The 16,695-nt window shown below is 65.4% G+C and carries 13 protein-coding genes and 3 pseudogenes; 2 read left to right on the top strand and 14 right to left on the bottom strand.

Annotation, left to right across the window (positions count from 1 at the left end; all coding sequences use genetic code 11):
* Positions 1–15 precede the first annotated feature (15 nt).
* Positions 16–696, bottom strand: a complete 681-nt coding sequence (locus DRB87_RS18035) for an HAD family phosphatase (protein WP_130027947.1) — start codon at positions 694–696, stop codon at positions 16–18.
* Positions 697–771: 75 nt separating this feature from the next.
* Positions 772–1,461: pseudogene (hda, locus tag DRB87_RS18030) on the bottom strand (DnaA regulatory inactivator Hda); the annotation flags it as partial.
* Positions 1,462–1,607: 146 nt separating this feature from the next.
* Here hda and purM point away from each other — a divergent pair.
* Complete coding sequence (gene purM, locus DRB87_RS18025) at positions 1,608–2,654, top strand: phosphoribosylformylglycinamidine cyclo-ligase (RefSeq protein WP_130026874.1); 1,047 nt, start codon at positions 1,608–1,610, stop codon at positions 2,652–2,654.
* Between the two features lie 92 nt (positions 2,655–2,746).
* Here the strand turns inward: purM and DRB87_RS18020 are convergent, their stop codons facing one another.
* From DRB87_RS18020 to mutL, 9 genes and pseudogenes are all read right to left on the bottom strand, one after another.
* Complete coding sequence (locus DRB87_RS18020) at positions 2,747–3,661, bottom strand: LysR substrate-binding domain-containing protein (protein WP_130026873.1); 915 nt, start codon at positions 3,659–3,661, stop codon at positions 2,747–2,749.
* Between the two features lie 47 nt (positions 3,662–3,708).
* Complete coding sequence (locus tag DRB87_RS18015; RefSeq protein WP_130026872.1) at positions 3,709–4,950, bottom strand: amidohydrolase family protein; 1,242 nt, start codon at positions 4,948–4,950, stop codon at positions 3,709–3,711.
* Positions 4,951–5,024: 74 nt separating this feature from the next.
* Positions 5,025–6,221 (bottom strand): Xaa-Pro peptidase family protein, encoded by a 1,197-nt coding sequence (locus DRB87_RS18010; protein WP_130026871.1) that lies wholly within the window; start codon positions 6,219–6,221, stop codon positions 5,025–5,027.
* Between the two features lie 117 nt (positions 6,222–6,338).
* Positions 6,339–7,259 carry an ABC transporter permease gene (locus DRB87_RS18005; protein ID WP_240756052.1) on the bottom strand — a complete coding sequence of 307 codons (921 nt, stop codon included), beginning with the start codon at positions 7,257–7,259 and terminating at the stop codon, positions 6,339–6,341.
* Between the two features lie 26 nt (positions 7,260–7,285).
* Complete coding sequence (locus tag DRB87_RS18000; protein ID WP_130026870.1) at positions 7,286–8,350, bottom strand: extracellular solute-binding protein; 1,065 nt, start codon at positions 8,348–8,350, stop codon at positions 7,286–7,288.
* Positions 8,351–8,426: 76 nt separating this feature from the next.
* A complete protein-coding gene (locus DRB87_RS17995) occupies positions 8,427–9,479 on the bottom strand; it encodes an ABC transporter ATP-binding protein (protein ID WP_130026869.1) in 1,053 nt (350 codons plus the stop codon).
* A gap of 1 nt (position 9,480) precedes the next feature.
* The gene (locus DRB87_RS17990; protein WP_130026868.1) at positions 9,481–10,356 is read right to left on the bottom strand and encodes an ABC transporter permease; all 876 of its coding nucleotides are present in this window, start codon (positions 10,354–10,356) and stop codon (positions 9,481–9,483) included.
* Positions 10,357–10,589: 233 nt separating this feature from the next.
* A complete protein-coding gene (gene miaA, locus DRB87_RS17985) occupies positions 10,590–11,537 on the bottom strand; it encodes a tRNA (adenosine(37)-N6)-dimethylallyltransferase MiaA (RefSeq protein ID WP_130026867.1) in 948 nt (315 codons plus the stop codon).
* A gap of 7 nt (positions 11,538–11,544) precedes the next feature.
* A pseudogene (gene mutL / locus DRB87_RS17980) lies at positions 11,545–13,499 on the bottom strand (DNA mismatch repair endonuclease MutL).
* Positions 13,500–13,852: 353 nt separating this feature from the next.
* Here mutL and DRB87_RS17975 point away from each other — a divergent pair.
* Positions 13,853–14,521, top strand: a complete 669-nt coding sequence (locus DRB87_RS17975) for a VTT domain-containing protein (protein ID WP_017232728.1) — start codon at positions 13,853–13,855, stop codon at positions 14,519–14,521.
* A gap of 101 nt (positions 14,522–14,622) precedes the next feature.
* On the opposite strand, the pseudogene DRB87_RS23120 reads toward DRB87_RS17975, so the two are convergent.
* The 3 genes and pseudogenes from DRB87_RS23120 to tsaE all read right to left on the bottom strand — a co-directional run.
* Positions 14,623–14,697: pseudogene (locus DRB87_RS23120) on the bottom strand (IS3 family transposase); the annotation flags it as partial.
* An 8-nt stretch (positions 14,698–14,705) separates the two neighbouring features.
* A complete protein-coding gene (locus DRB87_RS17970) occupies positions 14,706–16,160 on the bottom strand; it encodes an N-acetylmuramoyl-L-alanine amidase (protein WP_240756051.1) in 1,455 nt (484 codons plus the stop codon).
* Positions 16,154–16,678, bottom strand: a complete 525-nt coding sequence (tsaE, locus tag DRB87_RS17965; RefSeq protein ID WP_130026865.1) for a tRNA (adenosine(37)-N6)-threonylcarbamoyltransferase complex ATPase subunit type 1 TsaE — start codon at positions 16,676–16,678, stop codon at positions 16,154–16,156. The genes DRB87_RS17970 and tsaE overlap by 7 nt, the downstream gene beginning before the upstream one ends.
* Positions 16,679–16,695 lie beyond the last annotated feature (17 nt).

Below are 16,695 nucleotides of genomic sequence, written 5' to 3'. Positions count from 1 at the left end.
TGATGAGTTTGCGGATCACTGGAACAACTCGAGAATGGGCCAGCGACGCGCCAGCGCGATGTCGCGCAGCGCCTCATCGGGGTTCGTTGCCACCGGATGGTTCACCTTCTCCATCAGGGGGACGTCGTTGGCGGAATCGCTATAGAAAAAGACGTGGTCGAAATCGTGCCACGTCTTGCCAAGGCCGGCGAGCCAGGCTTCGGTGCGCGTGATCTTGCCCTCGCGGAAGCTTGGCGTACCGACATAGTCGCCGGTGTAACGCGCGTTCGGATCGTTGCTCGCGGTAGCCGGTTCGGTGCCGATCAGGTGATCGATGCCGAACGCCCGGGCGATCGGCCGCGTGACGAACGTGTTGGTGGCCGTCACGATCGCGCACAGGTCGCCGGCCCGACGATGCGTGTCGAGCAGTGCGAGCGCTTCGGGACGAATGTGCGGCAGGATTGCTTCTTCCATGTACTGCGCGTGCCACGCGTCGAGCTGGTCGCGCGGATAGCGCGCGAGCGGCGCGAGGCAGAAACGCAGATAAGCCGGCATATCGAGCCGGCCTTCGCAGTAATCCTGATAGAACGCCTCGTTGGCCTGCGCGTACGAATCACGCTCGACAGCACCCTGGCGCACGAGGAATCGACCCCACTCCTTGTCGCTGTCCGTGGGCAGCAGAGTGTGGTCGAGATCGAAGAGGGCTAAATTGGTCATTGCGCGAATTTTACCTGAAGCTAGGGGCGGCTTACCTGAACCGGCGCGATACCGGTCAGTTTTTCCCTTCGGGACGGCCGGATCGGTGTGGGTCAGCATCTGGCGCAGCAACGGCAGGGTCACCGCGCGCTTTTGTTCCATCGAAAAACGGTCGAGACGATCGAGCAACGCCATCAGGCTCGACATATCGCGCTCGAAGTGCGTGAGCAGATAGGCGGGCACGTCGGTCGCCAACTGCAACCCTCGCTCGCGGGCGGCATTCTGCAGCGCCTGCTTCTTGCCGTCGTCATCGAGTCCCACAATGTGAAATACAAGACCCCAGCCGAGGCGGGTGCGCAGGTCTTCGCGCAGCGGCATGTCGACAGGCGGCTGGGCGCCTGCGGCCACGAAGGCACAGTGCGGGCGGGCGCGCGTCTCGTTGAACAGGTTGAAGGCGGCGATCTGCTGGGTGGGGGAGAGATGGTCGCAATCGTCGACGCAGTAGACCGTGCTCGCGTCGTCGAACGTAAAGGCGGCCAGCGGGCTGTTCGGGCGCAGATAGCGCGCACTTGGGCCGACGGCATGGCACAGGGCCTCCATCAGGTGGGTGCGGCCGGACCCGGCCGTCCCCCAGAGGTAGATGCCGCGATCGCGCGCCGTGCCGGCCGAGAGTTCGGCGGGCAGGCCGGCGAGCGTTTGCGCCGCCTCGCGATTGGGCCCGACAATGAAATTGTCGAACGTGGCGGGCGGCGGTGTGCCGAGGTCGAGAAACAGTTGCTGGATCACGAACGAGGAAAGCCGGCAAAAGGCTGGCGGAGTGCGGTTTACAGGGCAAGCCGGCGTCGGCTTGCGTCCGATATCCGGTTTGCATGCCGAAAGGGCACGCGCATCGGGTAAAATCGCATTTTACCGAACCTTGATGCATTCCCGTCATGTCACACCCTAACGAAACATCCGGCCTTTCCTATCGCGACGCTGGCGTCGACATCGAAGCGGGCGACGCATTGGTCGAAGCGATCAAGCCGTTTGCCAAAAAAACCCTGCGCGACGGCGTGCTGGGCGGCATTGGCGGCTTCGGCGCGCTGTTCGAAGTACCCAAGCGCTACAAGGAGCCGGTGCTTGTTTCGGGGACCGACGGCGTGGGCACCAAGCTCAAGCTGGCCTTCACGCTGAACAAGCACGACACGGTCGGCCAGGATCTGGTCGCCATGAGTGTGAACGACATCCTGGTGCAGGGTGCCGAGCCGCTGTTCTTCCTTGACTACTTTGCCTGCGGCAAGCTCGACGTGGCCACCGCGGCCACCGTCGTCAAGGGCATCGCCCAGGGGTGTGAGCTGGCGGGCTGTGCCCTGATCGGTGGCGAGACGGCCGAAATGCCGAGCATGTACCCGGACGGCGAGTACGATCTGGCGGGTTTTGCGGTCGGTGCGGTCGAGAAGAGCAAGATCATCGACGGCACGACCATCGTGCCGGGCGACGTGGTGCTGGGTCTGGCCTCGTCGGGTGCGCATTCGAACGGTTATTCGCTCGTTCGCAAGATCATCGACGTTGCCAAGCCGGACCTGGACGCCGATTTCCACGGCCAACCGCTGCGCGACGTGCTGATGGCGCCGACGCGCATCTACGTCAAGCCGCTGCTGGCGTTGATGCAGTCGCTGCCGGTCAAGGGCATGGCCCACATCACGGGTGGCGGCATCGTCGAGAACATTCCGCGCGTGCTGCAAGCGCATTTGACGGCCGACATCAAGCAAGACGCCTGGACGCTGCCGCCGTTGTTCCAGTGGCTGCAGGCGCATGGCAAGGTGGCCGACGCCGAAATGCACCGCGTGTTCAACTGCGGTATCGGCATGGCGGTGATCGTCGCGGCGGCTGACGCCGACGCGGCCGTCAAGCACCTGGAAGCGTCGGGCGAGACGGTCTACCGTCTGGGCACGATCCGCGAGCGCAAGGAAGGCGAAGCGCAGACGATCGTGTCATAAGTCACGGGAGGGCGACGCCCTCCGGATATGCGAAATGTACTGAAAGCCCGCCGGCGATCGCCTCGGCGGGCTTTTTTTATGTCAGCGCTAGGTCAGCGCTTCATCCGCGCCTCCACGGCTCGCATGACATCTTCCAGCGTGGTCTCCATCACGCGCACGAGATCGTCGAGTTGCGCGCTGGGGGCTGCGGCGCGAGGCGTGATGCGCAGCGTATGGAACGGCATCGACGGCTCGAAACGTCGCAGCACGAGATCGGAGTCAAGGAAATCGTAAGCCGACACCGGATGCAGCAACCCGATGCCGACGTTCTCTTTCACCATCGTGCCGATGTTGACCGAGTAGCGGGCCGTGGCAACGACCTGCTGATGCAGATTGCCCTCCGCAAAGAGTTGATCCATGCCCCAGCGCACCATGTCGGTCGGCTCGTAAGACAGGATCGGCTGCCCCTTCAGATCGGCCAGACGGATCACCTTCTTGCGCGCGAGGACGTGCCCTGCGGGCAGGGCGCAGATCGCGTCGAGCTTGGCGAACGAGACGGCATCGGTCGCGGCCACGTCGATCGTGTTGGTCACGAGGCCGAGCGCGAGCTGATGCGTGACGACCTGGTCGCGGATGAGATCGGAGGCCCCCGTGGTCAGCGCGAGCTGCACGCTCGGATGCAACGCCCGGTAGCCGGCCATCACGCGTGCAAAGAAGCCCAGGCCGAACGACACGACCGACCCCACGCGAATGACGGCCGTGTCGGGGTTACGCAGATTCAGTGCGAATTCGCGGATGTTGTCGAGGCCGGCATAGCGGCGCTCGACTTCCTCGAAGAGCGCGAACGCCTCGGCCGTCGGTTCGAGCCGTCCGCGTGCGCGATCGAACAGCGTGAGACGCGTCGAGCGTTCGAGATCGGCCACGAGACGGCTGACCGCGGACTGCGACGTGCCGAGCACCTGGGCCGCTTTGGTGGTCGTGCGCGTGAGCATCAGCGCCCGAAAGGCGTCGATGTGCCGAAAATCCATCGATTCTCCACGGAAGGGTTAGCTGTCGGGGCCCTTGCGCATGGGGCCTACAGCGCGAAAGCGTGGATTCTACCGCCCTTCATCACCATCGGAATCCGCTCCCCCTGGCCGAGCAGACAATCGATCGACGCCAGTGGATTGCCGTCGACGATCAGCACGTCGGCATGCGCGCCGGGCACGATCTCGCCCAACTGGCCCGACTGTCCGAGCACCTCGGCACCGATGACCGTCGCGCTGCGCAGAATCTCCGCCGGCGAGAGCACTTCGGCGCGTAGACGGAATTCATCGCTCTGCAGGCGCTGCGACTCACCCAGCAGATCCGAGCCGTAGCCCATCTTCACGCCGGCTTCGCGGAAGATCTCCAGCGACCTTAGGCCCGCTGCATGAACGTTGGCGATCTTCGCGACGCTATCGTCGGGCAGCCCGAGCGACTTGCCTTCGTTGGCAAGGGCGTCGTACGTCACTAATGTGGGGACGACGTAAGCGCCTTGCTCGGCCATGTAGCGCGCCGTGGGGGCGTCGACGAGGTTGCCGTGTTCGATGGTGCGCACGCCGCAGCGCACGGCGCGTTCGATGGCCGATGCCGTGTAGGCGTGGGCGAGCACATAGGTGCCGCGCCCGCGCGCCTCCGCGACGATGGCGCGGATTTCGTCTTCGGAATAACCCCAGGCCCCAACGGGGTCGGTGGGCGAGGCCACGCCGCCCGAGGCCATGATTTTGATCTGGTCGGCGCCCATTTGCAGCTCTTCGCGCACCGCGCGTCGAACCTCGTCGACGCCATCGGCCACGCGCGACAGGGCGCCGACGCGCACGCAACACGGGCATGGGCCGTCGGTGCCAACGTAGTCGGTGCGCGCGCGCCCGTCGCCGTGTCCGCCGGTCTGGCTGATCGCACGGCCCGACACGAACAGGCGCGGCCCTTCGGCCAGTCCACTCTCGACCGCATGCTTGATGGCGTGTCCTGCTCCGCCCGCGTCGCGCACGGTGGTGAAGCCGCGTCGCAGCATGCCCTGCAGAATCGGCACCGACCGGAGCGTGACGAGCACGTTTGGCAGATGGGCTTGCGAGGCCAGGTTGAGCTGCGTGGCATGCACATGCACATGCAGATCGATCAGTCCCGGCATCACGGTGCGCCCGCGGGCATCGATCTCGCGTGCCGACGCCGCCCGAATCGGCTTGTCCGACACTTCCTTGATGCGTCCGCCTTCGATCAGTACGGCGTGGTCTTCGCGCAGCTCGCCCTTGACCGGGTCGAGCAACGCACAATTCGACAACAGAATCGACTCCATGACCTCTCCTCCAGGATGGTGTGTCAGAGGTTGCCCGGGTCAGCGGGCAACCGTGACTCGCGGGCCTGCAATCTTCAATCGATCGTGGCGTGGGCGAGCGTGCGGGGCGTGCGCGTGAGCATCACGGGGGTGTCGCCGGTGACGACCGAGTCGTCCAGACGGAAGCCACCCAGGCCGTAGACATAGATGCCGGGCTCGGCCGAATACACCTCGTTCGCGAGCAGCGGACGGTGGTTGAACGCCATGTCGTCCGGGTATTCGTGGCCGATGATGCCCATGCCGTGGCCCGTGCGATGTCGAATGAACTCACCGCATCCCGCTTTCTCGATGACGGCCTGCGCCGCGGCGTCGATCCCCGAGACGGGCTTGCCGGTCACGGCCGCGTTCACCGCGGCTTCATTGGCGGCGCGCGCGACCTCGTAGTAGCGCGCCTGCTCGCTCGACGGCTTGCCGCAGAACCACGTGCGTTCGTTTTCGATCACGAGACCGTTCAGGCGCGGGATCACGATGTTGACCATGCCGTCGCCCGCATTGATGCGCGCCCCGCACGACGCCCCATCGCCATGCGGCGAGGCCGAGGCGGGGCCGGACAGGGTCCAGCAGCGCATCACTTCGAGGTTTTCGCCGGGGAAGCGCTTGGCGCCTTCCGTGACCATCAGCGCGGCCATCGCGTAGTCGAGTTCCTGCACCAGACGCCCGGGACGAATGTTCTCGCGATACCGGTCCTGCACCCAGTCGGCCAACTCGGCGGCGGCGCGCATGATGGCGATTTCCTCGTCGTGCTTGACCCAGCGCAGGGCGCGCATCTCGGCAAGCATGGGCACGAGCTTCGCGTCGGCCAGCAGGCCACCGGCGCGCGCCAGCGGGCCACCGGCCGCATCGACGCCAATGCGCGAGCCCGCGAGACCGGCGGCGCGCAGCGTGTCGGCGATCAACGTGGGCACATCGGCGAGCAGCGGCTGGCGCTGGGTCACGCGCGGATGCTCGGCGTAAAGGGTGACGCGATCGAGATCGAGCCACAGATGGCCCCGCTCGCGCGCCATCATCAGGTGATGCGTCGACAGCTCGTTCATCACCGCGAACGGCTCGCCGTTGCGCGGCACGCACACGGCGATGGGGCGCTCCCACGTCTGCACATCGACGTGGAAGTTCGTGGCCCACTGAAAGAAATCGGCGGCGGTGAACACGAGCGCGTCGACGCGCGCGCGGTCCATCAGGTCATGCATCAGACGATGGCGGTACTGACGTGTCGCATCGGAGAGAGTCGGCATCACGAAGTCCTTATCGGCAAATTGGGGCGAATGTCAGGGGGTGGACGGCGTTGGGCACGACCGATGGACGGGGCCGGCCGGCACGCAAGGTCGCGCGGATCAGGGCGGGCGGGTGTGTCAGGTCATCATCGTCTTCGCATAGCGCCGATGGATGATCCAGTGCGACGCAATGGCGAGCACGAACGTCACCACCATCGAGACGATGGACAGCACCGCGCCGAACGGCCAGTTGTTCGCTTTCGCGATCTGGTCGTAGATCGTGGGCGTCATCATGGTGATGCCGGTGCCGCCGAGCAGTACGGGGGTGGCGTACGCGTTCATGCAGAGAATGAACACGAGCATGGTGCCGGCGGCGATGCCCGGTGCGGCCATCGGCAGGATCACGCGCGTGAGTGTTTGCCAGAAGGTGGCGCCCAGATTGCGCGCGGCTTCCTCGACGGAGAAGTCCATGCCTTCGAGCACGCTTTGCAATGTGAGGATCATGTAAGGCAGCACGACGGCGGTGGTGCCCACCACGACCGCGAACGGCGTGTACAGCAAGCGAATCGGCTGCGGCACGATGTCCAGCGACACGAGCATGGCGTTGACGAAGCCGGCCGTGCCGAGCATGACCATCCAGCCGGCCGCGCGCACGACATTGCCCACCAGCAGCGGGAAGACCAGCAGCATCACCAGCAGGCTCTTGAAGCGGGTTTGTGTGCGCGCGAGCACGTAGGCGACCGGGAAGCCAAACACGAGCGCGAGCGCCGTGCACAGCGAGGCAACCTTGATCGTCGTCCAGAGCACCGACAGGTAGTACGGATCGGTGAAGAACTTGACGTAGTTCGTGCCGGTCAGTGCCGCCTGCATCATGTCGACCGGATCGAACCGGTTGAAGCTGTAGCGCACCAGTTGCAACCCGGGCAGCACGATGACGAGCAACACCACGAGCGTGGCGGGCGTGGCGAGCGAGCCGCCCGTGAGCGCGCCGCGCACCGCGCGCGCGGTGGCGGCCCGGGAGGCTCGGGCGGCATCGGAAGCCGGTGGGGACGGCGTCATCGCAGGCTCCGGGGTGTCGGCGACGCTCACAGGCCCACCTTGAATTCCTTGTTCCAGAAGTCGAGCAGGGCGGGCTTGTCGGCGGTGAAGCGGGCGTAATCGAGCTTGACCATGCGATCGAGTTCGGCGCGGGTGAAGCCCACGCTTTCCTGCAGCGACGGCGGCAGATTCGCGTTCGTCACGGTCGGCGCATAGCCCATCGTCTCCGCAAAGCCGATCTGGGCGCGCGGATCGAGCATCGCGTTCAGGTAGTTGAAGCCACACAGCTTGGACTGCGAATTCTTCGGCACGGCGGCTTCGAACGTTACCGGCACGGCGCCTTCCTTGGGCACCACGTAATCGATCGGCACGCCCGCTTTCTTCCATTGCAGCGCGCGCGCTTTCCACATGCAGGTGAACCAGATGTCGCCGCTCTTGAGCGCCGACGCCACGGCTTCGTTCGACGGATAGACCTTGGGCTGCTGCGTCTTGCGCAACTCGCGCAGGAATTGCACACCCCCGGCCATGTCGCCATCCTTATGGCCGGCCGCGAGCGAGCTGCTCACCACGTTGAAGTTGTAGAGAATGTCCGAGAAACCTACACGGCCCTTGAGTTTGGGATCGAGTGCGGCGGTGAATGAGTCGGGCTTCGTGCCGAGCTTCTCCGGGTTGTAGACGATCACCATCGCGCTGAAGATGTGCGGGATCGAGTACGGACGGCGCAGCGCCTCCAGCGCATTCGCCAGATTCGGGACGAGCTTGGCGTCGACCGCTTCGAGAATGCCCGAGCGGTTGATGTCGTACATATCGAGATCGGCCAGGCAGGCGACGTCGAGCGAGCCGCGTCGAGACGCCTTCTCGGCGCGCAGTTTCGTCATGCGCTCGACCTGACCGGCCGAGTCGTATGTGACCTTGCCGCCGGCGGCCTCGATGATCGGCTTGCCGATGTTCTGTTCGAGAAGATTCAGATAGTCGCCGCCCCAGGTGCCGACGACCACGTTCGGGCAGGCGGCGGCAGCGTGTGCCGAGAGTGCATCGAGGCCGAGCGCGGGGGCGATCACCAGACCGGAGGCGGTCTTCAGAAACGAGCGGCGGTTCAGGGCGTGCGTCATGTCGTCATCCTTCAAAACGTTGGCCACGAGGTTGGCCAATACATGGGCCGAAGCGGGTGGAAGTGAGGCAGTGTCGTCAGGCGTTGAAAAACAGGCAATCGGTGCTGGCAAAGCATGCGTTGAGGGCGCGGCCCGGGGCATAGCGGCCGACGTCGTCGCGTGCGGTGTTCTGCACGTGCGCGACGAGCATCTCGCCCTGCGGACTCTTCAGACGGAGTTCGAGCGTGGAACCGAGATAGATCGTCTGATCGACCGTGACCGGCATGGCCGTTTCGTTGTGCACAGGCGTGTCGCTCAGGCGCAGGCGCTCGGGGCGAATGCCGAGCGTCGTGGCGTCGGGGGCGGCGCTCGGCAACGCCAGGCGCTCGCCTTTGGCGGTCACGAAATGGCCGTCGGTCATCCGCCCGGCGAGGAAATTCATCTTGCCGAGAAAGTTCGCGACGAATGGATTGGCCGGGCGCTCGTAGAGCGCATCGGCGGTGCCGATCTGCTGCACGCAGCCGTCGTGCATCACGGCCAGGCGGTCGGCAATCGCCAGCGCTTCTTCCTGATCGTGAGTGACGAAGATCGTCGTCAGGCCGAGCCGTCGCTGCAAGGCGCGGATCTCTTCGCGCACTTCGGTGCGCAGCTTGGCGTCGAGGTTGGACAGCGGTTCGTCGAGCAGAAACACGTCGGGACGAATCGCCAGTGCGCGGGCAATCGCCACACGCTGCTGTTGACCGCCGGAGAGCTGGCGCGGATAGCGATCCGCGAGCGACGTGAGACGCACCATATCGAGCGCTTCGCGAATCCGCGTAACGCGCTCGGCACTCGACACGTGCCGCATCTCGAGGCCGAACGCCACGTTCTCTGCCACGGTCATGTGCGGAAAGAGCGCGTAACGCTGGAACACCATGCCGGTGTTGCGTCGATGTGCGGGCAGGCGCGAGACCTCCTTGCCGCCGATCCAGATTTCGCCGGCCGTCGGCTCGACGAAGCCCGCGACCATGCGCAGCGTTGTGGTCTTGCCGCAGCCGCTCGGGCCAAGGAAGGCGACGAGTTCGCCGTCGGCAATTTCCAGCGAGAAGTCCGCCACGGCGGCGGCGTTGCCGTATTGCTTGCGCAGGCTGCGCAACGAGACGTTGGCCATGTCAGATTACCTGGCTGAGTTTGACGAAGCGATCGGTGATCAGCATGACGATGCCGAGCAGGACGATCTGCGCCGCGGAGACGGCAGCAATCGTCGGATCGAGGTTGAATTCGAGGTACTGCATGATCGCGATGGGCAAGGTGGTTTTGCCTGGTCCGACCAGCGGCAACGTGAGTTCGAGGTTCTCGAACGACACGATGAAGCTGAACAGTCCGGCCGCCACGACGGCGGGGCGCAACATCGGCAATGTGACGCGCCACAGTGTGCGCCACGGGCCTGCGCCGAGATTGCGGGCGGCTTCCTCGATGGTGCCGTCGATCTGTGCAAGGCTCGCGCCCACGAGACGCATCGTCCACGGAATGGTCAGGCAGACGTGCGCGATCACGAGTCCGCCGAAGGTGCCGACGATGTCCATGTCGAGCGCGTTTTCGGCGCGCAGATAGAAAAGGTAAGTCGCGATGCCCGCGACGATGCCCGGGACCACGAGCGGCAACAGCAGCACATTGCCGAGCGTACGGCGGCCGGGAAAGCGATAACGCGCGAGGGCGAGAGAGGCGGCGACACCGAGGATTACACCGCCGATGGCCGCGCAGGCGGCGAGTTGGAGCGAGAGCAGGAAGCCGTCGGCAAACGCGGCGTTGCGCCAGGCGTTCAAATACCACGAGAGCGTGTAGCCGCTCGGCGGGAACGTGATGATCGCGTCTTTGAAGAAGCTCAGCCAGATGACGAAGATCAGCGGGCTGAGCATGAACAGATAGATCAGCGTGATCCCGGCGCGCACCGCCCATTTCGCGACGGGCACGCGTCGCGCGCCGCCGGTCGGCCGCCGCAGCCCGTCACCCGCCATCCCACTTGGCTCCATCGAAGTCTGCGTCATTGGCGTCCTTCCCGGTATCGTGGATCCGATGCAAATTTGCATTGAACGAAACGTTGATATGCAAATTAGCATATCAAAATCGTCGTGCAAACCGGAAAGCTGTCAGGGTTTCAACGGAGGCTGGAGACGGCTGGGGCGATAAGGCGATGCGGGTTTCGCCGCGTGCGACGCACGCGGGCACAGAACGCCTCGCCGGACGATCAGCGAGGCGGACCAAAGGGATGGCGATGCGCTCAGACCTGCCAGAGCGCGCGTACGGCGTCGATGGCGTGTTGCAGGGCGTGGGCGGCCGTGCAGTCGACGATGTGGCGCTCGGGCATCGAGCGCAGCCAAGTGAGCTGACGCTTGCACAACTGGCGCGTCGCGAAGATGCCCTTGTCTCGCATCGTGTCGTAATCGATCTCGCCGTCGAGGTATTCCCATACCTGCCGGTAGCCGACACAGCGCATGGACGGCAGGCCCGGGTCGAGATCGCCGCGTGCGCGCAGGTGTTCGACTTCTTCGATGAACCCGGCCGCGAGCATCAGACGAAACCGTTCGGCAATGCGTGCGTGAAGCACCGCGCGCTCGCCCGGCTCCAGCGCCACCGGCACGAAGGTATGTGGCGGTGGCGCGGCAGGTGCCCGAGCTTCTTCGGCAAGCCATTGCGACATCGGTTTGCCCGACAGCACGAAGATTTCCAGCGCGCGTTGAATGCGCTGTGCGTCATTCGGCGCGAGGCGGGCGGCCGTCGACGGATCGACGCTCGCCAGCCGTGCATGCATGGCTGGCCAGCCCTCGCGCGCGGCGTCCTCGTCGAGTTGGGCACGCACGTCGGCGTTGGCCGACGGTAGCGGCGAGAGGCCTTGCGTGAGCGCCTTGTAGTACAGCATCGTGCCGCCGACGAGCAGCGGCCGGCGTCCGCGCGCGGCAATCTCGTCGACGAGACGCAGCGTGTCTTCCCGGAATTGCGCGGCCGAATAGGCGTCGCGCGGATCGATGATGTCGATCAGGTGATGGGGAACGGCGGCCAGCTCGGCCGCGCTCGGCTTGGCCGTGCCGATGTCCATCTCACGATAGACGAGCGCGGAGTCGACGCTGATGATCTCGAGCGGGGTGTCCTGCGCCAGCGCAAGGGCGGCGGCGGTCTTGCCGGATGCCGTCGGGCCCAGCAGGCAGACGATCGGAGGAGATGACGTCATGACCGGCTCAACGTCCCCGCATGAACAACTTGTCGAGATCGCCGAGCGTGAGCTGGTACCAGGTGGGACGTCCGTGATTGCACTGATCGGCGCGCTCGGTCGCTTCCATCTGGCGCAGCAGCGCGTTCATCTCTTCGTGCGTGAGCCGTCGATTCGCACGCACCGCCGTGTGGCACGCGAGCGTGCCGAGCAGTTCATGCTGACGTTCCGTGAGCACGCGCGAACCGCCGTACTGACGTAGGTCCGCGAGCACAGCGCGCGCCAGCGCTTGCACGTCGGCGCCGTCGAGCAGGGCGGGAATGGCGCGCACGGCGAGCGTGGTCGGCGACATCGCCGCGAGGTCGAAGCCCAGCGCGGTGAGCGTTTCCTGATGCTCTTGCGTCGTGCCGATTTCCACCGGGTCGGCGAAGAACGTCACGGGAATCAGCAGTGGCTGCACCGGCACGCTGCGTTCCACGAGCGCCTGCTTGAAACGTTCGTAGAGAATGCGCTCGTGGGCCGCGTGCATGTCGACGAGCACCAGGCCATAGGCGTTCTGCGCGAGGATGTAGATGCCGTGCAATTGGCCGAGGGCGAAGCCGAGCGGTTGTTCCAGCGCCATGGCGTCGGCGCTGCCGCCGGCGCCTGCCGGCAGGGTGTCGCTGCCGGTGAGTGCCGTGTCGCCTTGCGTCGCCCCGGCATGGCCATACGGCGGCGGGGGCACATCCGTGACGCCCGGCTGACCATACGGGCGCGGTGCGGGGGGCGCGGCGCGTCCGAACAAGTTGTCGTAGACGGACAGCGGTTGCGCCATCGGCAGCGTGCCTTGCTGCATGCGGGGATTCCAACTGCTGCCGCCGCCGATCCCTCCGGCCGGGCGCGCAGCCATCATGCCGCTGCCGCCGCCCCCAAGGTGGCACCCGGCCCCGCGGCAAGACCACCGCCGTCGGTCAGGTGGGCGGCGTGCGTCGCGCCGCCACTGCCCGCCGCGCGGGCCAGTGCGCGTTGTACGACGTGGAATACGAACTGGTGGACGCTGCGGGCATCGCGAAACCGCACTTCGATCTTCGAGGGGTGGACATTGACGTCGACCAATTGCGGCGGCAGTTCGAAATACAGCACGTAGGCCGGATAGCGGTCGCCGTGAAGCACGTCTTCATAGGCCGCGCGTACCGCGTGGGTGAGCAGCTTGTCGCGCACGAAACGGCCGTTCACGAAGAAATACTGCTGGTCGGCGCGCCCACGGCTGGCGGTCGGCAAACCGACGAAGCCCGACAGGCGCAACTCGGCGGCCCCCTCGTCCAGCGCCAGATGCGCGCCGGCAAAGTCGTTGCCGAGCACGCGCGTGACGCGCGTCGCGGCATCGGACGCGTTCCAGTGCTCCACCGCCCGGTTGTTGTGCAGGATCGAGAAGCCCACGTCGGGACGCGCGAGCGCGCTGCGGCGAATAACGTCCATGCAATGACCGAACTCGGTCTGCTCGGTCTTCAGGAATTTGCGCCGCGCGGGGGTGTTGAAGTACAGGTCGCGAACGTCGACCGTCGTGCCCACCGGGCCTGCGGCGGGGGTCAACGCACCGGTGTTGCCGTCGATGGCGCTCGCGTGCGGCGCATCGGCCTGGCGGCTCGACAACGTGAGCTGGGCCACCGACGCGATGGAAGCGAGCGCTTCCCCACGGAACCCCAACGTAAGCACCGATTCGAGTTCGTCGAGCGAGCGAATCTTGCTCGTCGCGTGACGCGTGAGCGCCAGCGGCAATTGTTCGGCGGACATGCCGCCGCCGTCGTCGGTGATGGCGATGCGGCGTACGCCGCCTTCTTCGAGCTTGATCTGGAGTGCGCGGGCCCCGGCATCCAGGGCGTTCTCGAGCAATTCCTTGACGACGGACGCGGGGCGTTCCACCACCTCGCCCGCGGCGATCTGGCTGATCAGCTGGTCGGGAAGGACCTGGATGGCGCGCAGCGGCGCGAGGCCTGCCGGCATGGGGCCGGGGCGGCGTTCAGGGGCCTCGGTGCCGGTAGGGTCGGGCACGCCGGCCGGGTCGTGTGCAGGGGGGAGGAGGTCGGGGTCGCAGACATGGGAACCATTATAAAGGTTGCCCTCAAAGACATAGGTCGAGCCAGGTTTCAGCGGGCAATACCCGCAACGGCGCCCGTAGCAGCACAACTCATTCCTGTCATGGGAGGGTTGTGGGCTGGACCATGGATTCGACATACCCGTGACGGTCGGCGCCGACCGTCACGGGCACGACACGACGCCCGACGTTTGCGCTGGTATCATGCGTTCGTCGCGTGCCCGCAGGGACGGGCCGGCGTCCTTTATCTTGAGGAATCGACTTGGATACTTTGGTGCAATTGGTGGAGATGGTGCTCCACATCGATAAACATCTGGGGGTGTTTATCGATCAATACGGAAACTGGGTGTATCTGTTCCTGTTCATGATCGTGTTCGTGGAAACGGGGCTGGTGCTCTTTCCGTTCCTTCCGGGTGATTCCCTGCTGTTCATTGGCGGCGCATTTGCGGCGACCGGTGCGATGGATCCGTGGTTGCTCGGCGTACTGCTCTTCATTGCGGCAGTGACCGGCAACACGCTCAACTTCTGGATCGGATCGAAGATCGGGCCGCGTGTGTACGAGAAGAACTGGCGTTTTCTCGATCGCGACGCCTTGCGCAAGACCCACGACTTCTACGAGCATCACGGCGGCAAGACCATTGTGATTGCGCGTTTCGTGCCGATCGTGCGGACGTTCGCGCCGTTCGTGGCGGGGGTGTCGGCCATGTCGTGGGTGCGCTTCCAGCTCTACAACTTGCTCGGCGCCCTGATCTGGGTGACGCTGCTCGTGGGCGGCGGTTACCTGTTCGGCAACCTGCCGATCGTCAAGCAATACCTGAACGTCATCGTGCTGGTGGGCATTTCGGCAGCGGTGGTGCCGATCGCACTCGGCGCGCTCTGGAAACTGGTCACGCGCGGTCGTCGCCGTGTGGCGCAGGGCCAGGGCGAGTAAGGTCGGCTGTCGGGCTGATCAGGACAGGCAGCCACCTCGCAGGCGCAATGAAAAATGGCGCGTCCGGGTCTGAACAGACCCCGTAAAGTTGGACGGGAAAGTTATGCCGTTAAGGGCTGAGTTCTGTACTGCACAGGACTCAGCCCTTTTAGTTTGAGCTTGATGCGATCGTGGTTGCGGGCCGTCAGGCCGTCCGATTCTTCGCGAGGGGCGGATTCTTGGCGAAGTAGGCCTTGATGCCCTTGAGCAGCGCATCGGCGAGCCGCTCCTGGTAGGCCGGATCGTTCAGCGCCTGCTCTTCCTTGGGGTTGCTGATGAAGGCCGTCTCGACGAGCACCGACGGGATGTCGGGGGCCTTGAGCACCGCGAAGGCCGCCTGTTCGACGTGCTTGCTGTGCAGCCGGTCCGCGACGGTCCCGATCTCGGCGAGCAGCGCCGTGCCGAAAACCTTGCTGTCACGGATCTGCGCCGTTGTCGACATATCGAGCAACGCATGCGCTACGGCGCGGTCGTTGGTCTTGATGTTGACGCCGCCGATCAGATCGGACGCGTTTTGCGTCTTTTCGAGCAGACGTGCCGTCGCACTCGTGGCGCCACGCTCGGACAAGGCGAATACCGACGCCCCGTTCGCCGACGGCGAGGTGAACGCATCGGCGTGAATCGACATGAACAGGTCGGCGTCCACGCGGCGCGCCTTCTGCACCCGCACGCCGAGCGGCACGAAGAAGTCGGCGTCGCGCGTCATCATCACCCGCATATTGGGTTGCGCATCGATCTTCTCGCGCAGCCGCTTCGCGATCTGCAGCACCACCACTTTCTCGTAGGTGCCGCTGCTGCCGATCGCGCCCGGGTCTTCTCCGCCATGGCCGGGATCGAGGGCGATGGTGAGCAGGCGGGCGGTCTTCGGTCCGCGTGACGGCGGCGTGAGCAGCCCGTCGTCGTTGCGCTGAGCGAGCGACGGCATTCTGTCCGTGGCCGAGGGCGCCGGCGGGCGCGAGACGCGCGGGCCAGGCTCACGTTGCGCGTAACGCTGAAAGAACGCTTCGCTCTCCTCCGTGCTCGGCGTGCCCGTGCCCGACGACGGGTTCGAGGGCTGAGCGGGCGGTGTGTTCTGCGCCAATGCCTCGGCCTTGTGGCTGGACTTGGCGAGCAGTTCCATGAGCGGGTCGGGCTCGACCGCCGGATACAGGTCGAACACGGTGCGGTACTTGTAACCCGCGACCGGCGGCAACGTGAAGGATTGTGGCTTCACGCCGGCCTTCAGATCGAACACCATGCGCACGACGCCGGGTTTGAACTGCCCCACGCGCACCTGCATGATCTGCGGGTCGTTGGGTTGGATCTTTGACACGAGATCGCGCAGCGCCGGGCTCAGATCCACTTCGTCGAGATCGATGACGAAGCGGTTCGGACTCGCCATAAGCTGCTGCTGGAACTTGACCGGGTTGTCGGTCTCCAGCGTGACGCGTGTGTAGTCCTTGGCCGGCCAGACGCGCACCGCCACGATGGCGTTGGCGAAGGCGAGACGCGGGCCGGTGAGGGCGAGGATGAGTGTCGAGGCGCCGGCGCGCAATGCACGGCGGCGGCCGGCATTGGGCGATGAGGCGTCATCGGTACGGCTAAAGCGTTTGATCAGCATGAGTTCAGGCAAGCAAGACCGGCCGGCGTGTAGGCGCTCGTCGTCAGACGGCGGCTGTTGCCGACAGGTTCCAGCCAAAGGCCCAAATCGGGGGTGCCCAGGAGACCTTCGGCTTTCTCCGGCCACTCGACGAGGCACAGGGCGTCGCCTGCAAAGTGCTCCCGAAAGCCCGTGTCGTGCCATTCGGCCGGATCGGCGAAGCGATACAGGTCGAAATGATAGACCGGCAACACGCCTTGTGGTGTGTCGATGTTGTAAGGTTCACACAATGCATACGTGGGACTTTTGACGCGTCCGGTATGGCCCAGCGCGCGCAGCAGGGCACGCACGAGCGTGGTTTTCCCTGCACCGAGGTCGCCCGAGAGCTGCACGTGCAGTCCCGCATGCGCCGGGTCGGTGTGCGCCGCGCGTGCCACGATGGCGCGCGCGAGCGCTGCGGCGAAGGCCTCGGTGGCGGCTTCGTCCGGCAGCGCGAAGATGCGCTCGCCCAGAGGCGTCGGCGTCGATGTATCGGGCATTGCGTAAAATGGAGTCG

Origin of the sequence: Pandoraea sp. XY-2, from assembly GCF_004193915.1 — a bacterium.
GTDB classification, from domain to species: domain Bacteria; phylum Pseudomonadota; class Gammaproteobacteria; order Burkholderiales; family Burkholderiaceae; genus Pandoraea; species Pandoraea cepalis.
Note: the sequence above shows the minus strand (reverse complement) of the source record. Positions and strands in the feature narration are given on the sequence as shown.

What these genes read in the sequence shown, in the direction of transcription:
- DRB87_RS18035 (WP_130027947.1), bottom strand. Translation starts at nt 696, where the DNA reads ATGACCAATTTAGCCCTCTTCGATCTCGACCACACTCTGCTGCCCACG.
- purM (WP_130026874.1), top strand. Translation starts at nt 1,608, where the DNA reads ATGTCACACCCTAACGAAACATCCGGCCTTTCCTATCGCGACGCTGGC.
- DRB87_RS18020 (WP_130026873.1), bottom strand. Translation starts at nt 3,661, where the DNA reads ATGGATTTTCGGCACATCGACGCCTTTCGGGCGCTGATGCTCACGCGC.
- DRB87_RS18015 (WP_130026872.1), bottom strand. Translation starts at nt 4,950, where the DNA reads ATGGAGTCGATTCTGTTGTCGAATTGTGCGTTGCTCGACCCGGTCAAG.
- DRB87_RS18010 (WP_130026871.1), bottom strand. Translation starts at nt 6,221, where the DNA reads ATGCCGACTCTCTCCGATGCGACACGTCAGTACCGCCATCGTCTGATG.
- DRB87_RS18005 (WP_240756052.1), bottom strand. Translation starts at nt 7,259, where the DNA reads ATGACGCCGTCCCCACCGGCTTCCGATGCCGCCCGAGCCTCCCGGGCC.
- DRB87_RS18000 (WP_130026870.1), bottom strand. Translation starts at nt 8,350, where the DNA reads ATGACGCACGCCCTGAACCGCCGCTCGTTTCTGAAGACCGCCTCCGGT.
- DRB87_RS17995 (WP_130026869.1), bottom strand. Translation starts at nt 9,479, where the DNA reads ATGGCCAACGTCTCGTTGCGCAGCCTGCGCAAGCAATACGGCAACGCC.
- DRB87_RS17990 (WP_130026868.1), bottom strand. Translation starts at nt 10,356, where the DNA reads ATGACGCAGACTTCGATGGAGCCAAGTGGGATGGCGGGTGACGGGCTG.
- miaA (WP_130026867.1), bottom strand. Translation starts at nt 11,537, where the DNA reads ATGACGTCATCTCCTCCGATCGTCTGCCTGCTGGGCCCGACGGCATCC.
- DRB87_RS17970 (WP_240756051.1), bottom strand. Translation starts at nt 16,160, where the DNA reads ATGCTGATCAAACGCTTTAGCCGTACCGATGACGCCTCATCGCCCAAT.
- tsaE (WP_130026865.1), bottom strand. Translation starts at nt 16,678, where the DNA reads ATGCCCGATACATCGACGCCGACGCCTCTGGGCGAGCGCATCTTCGCG.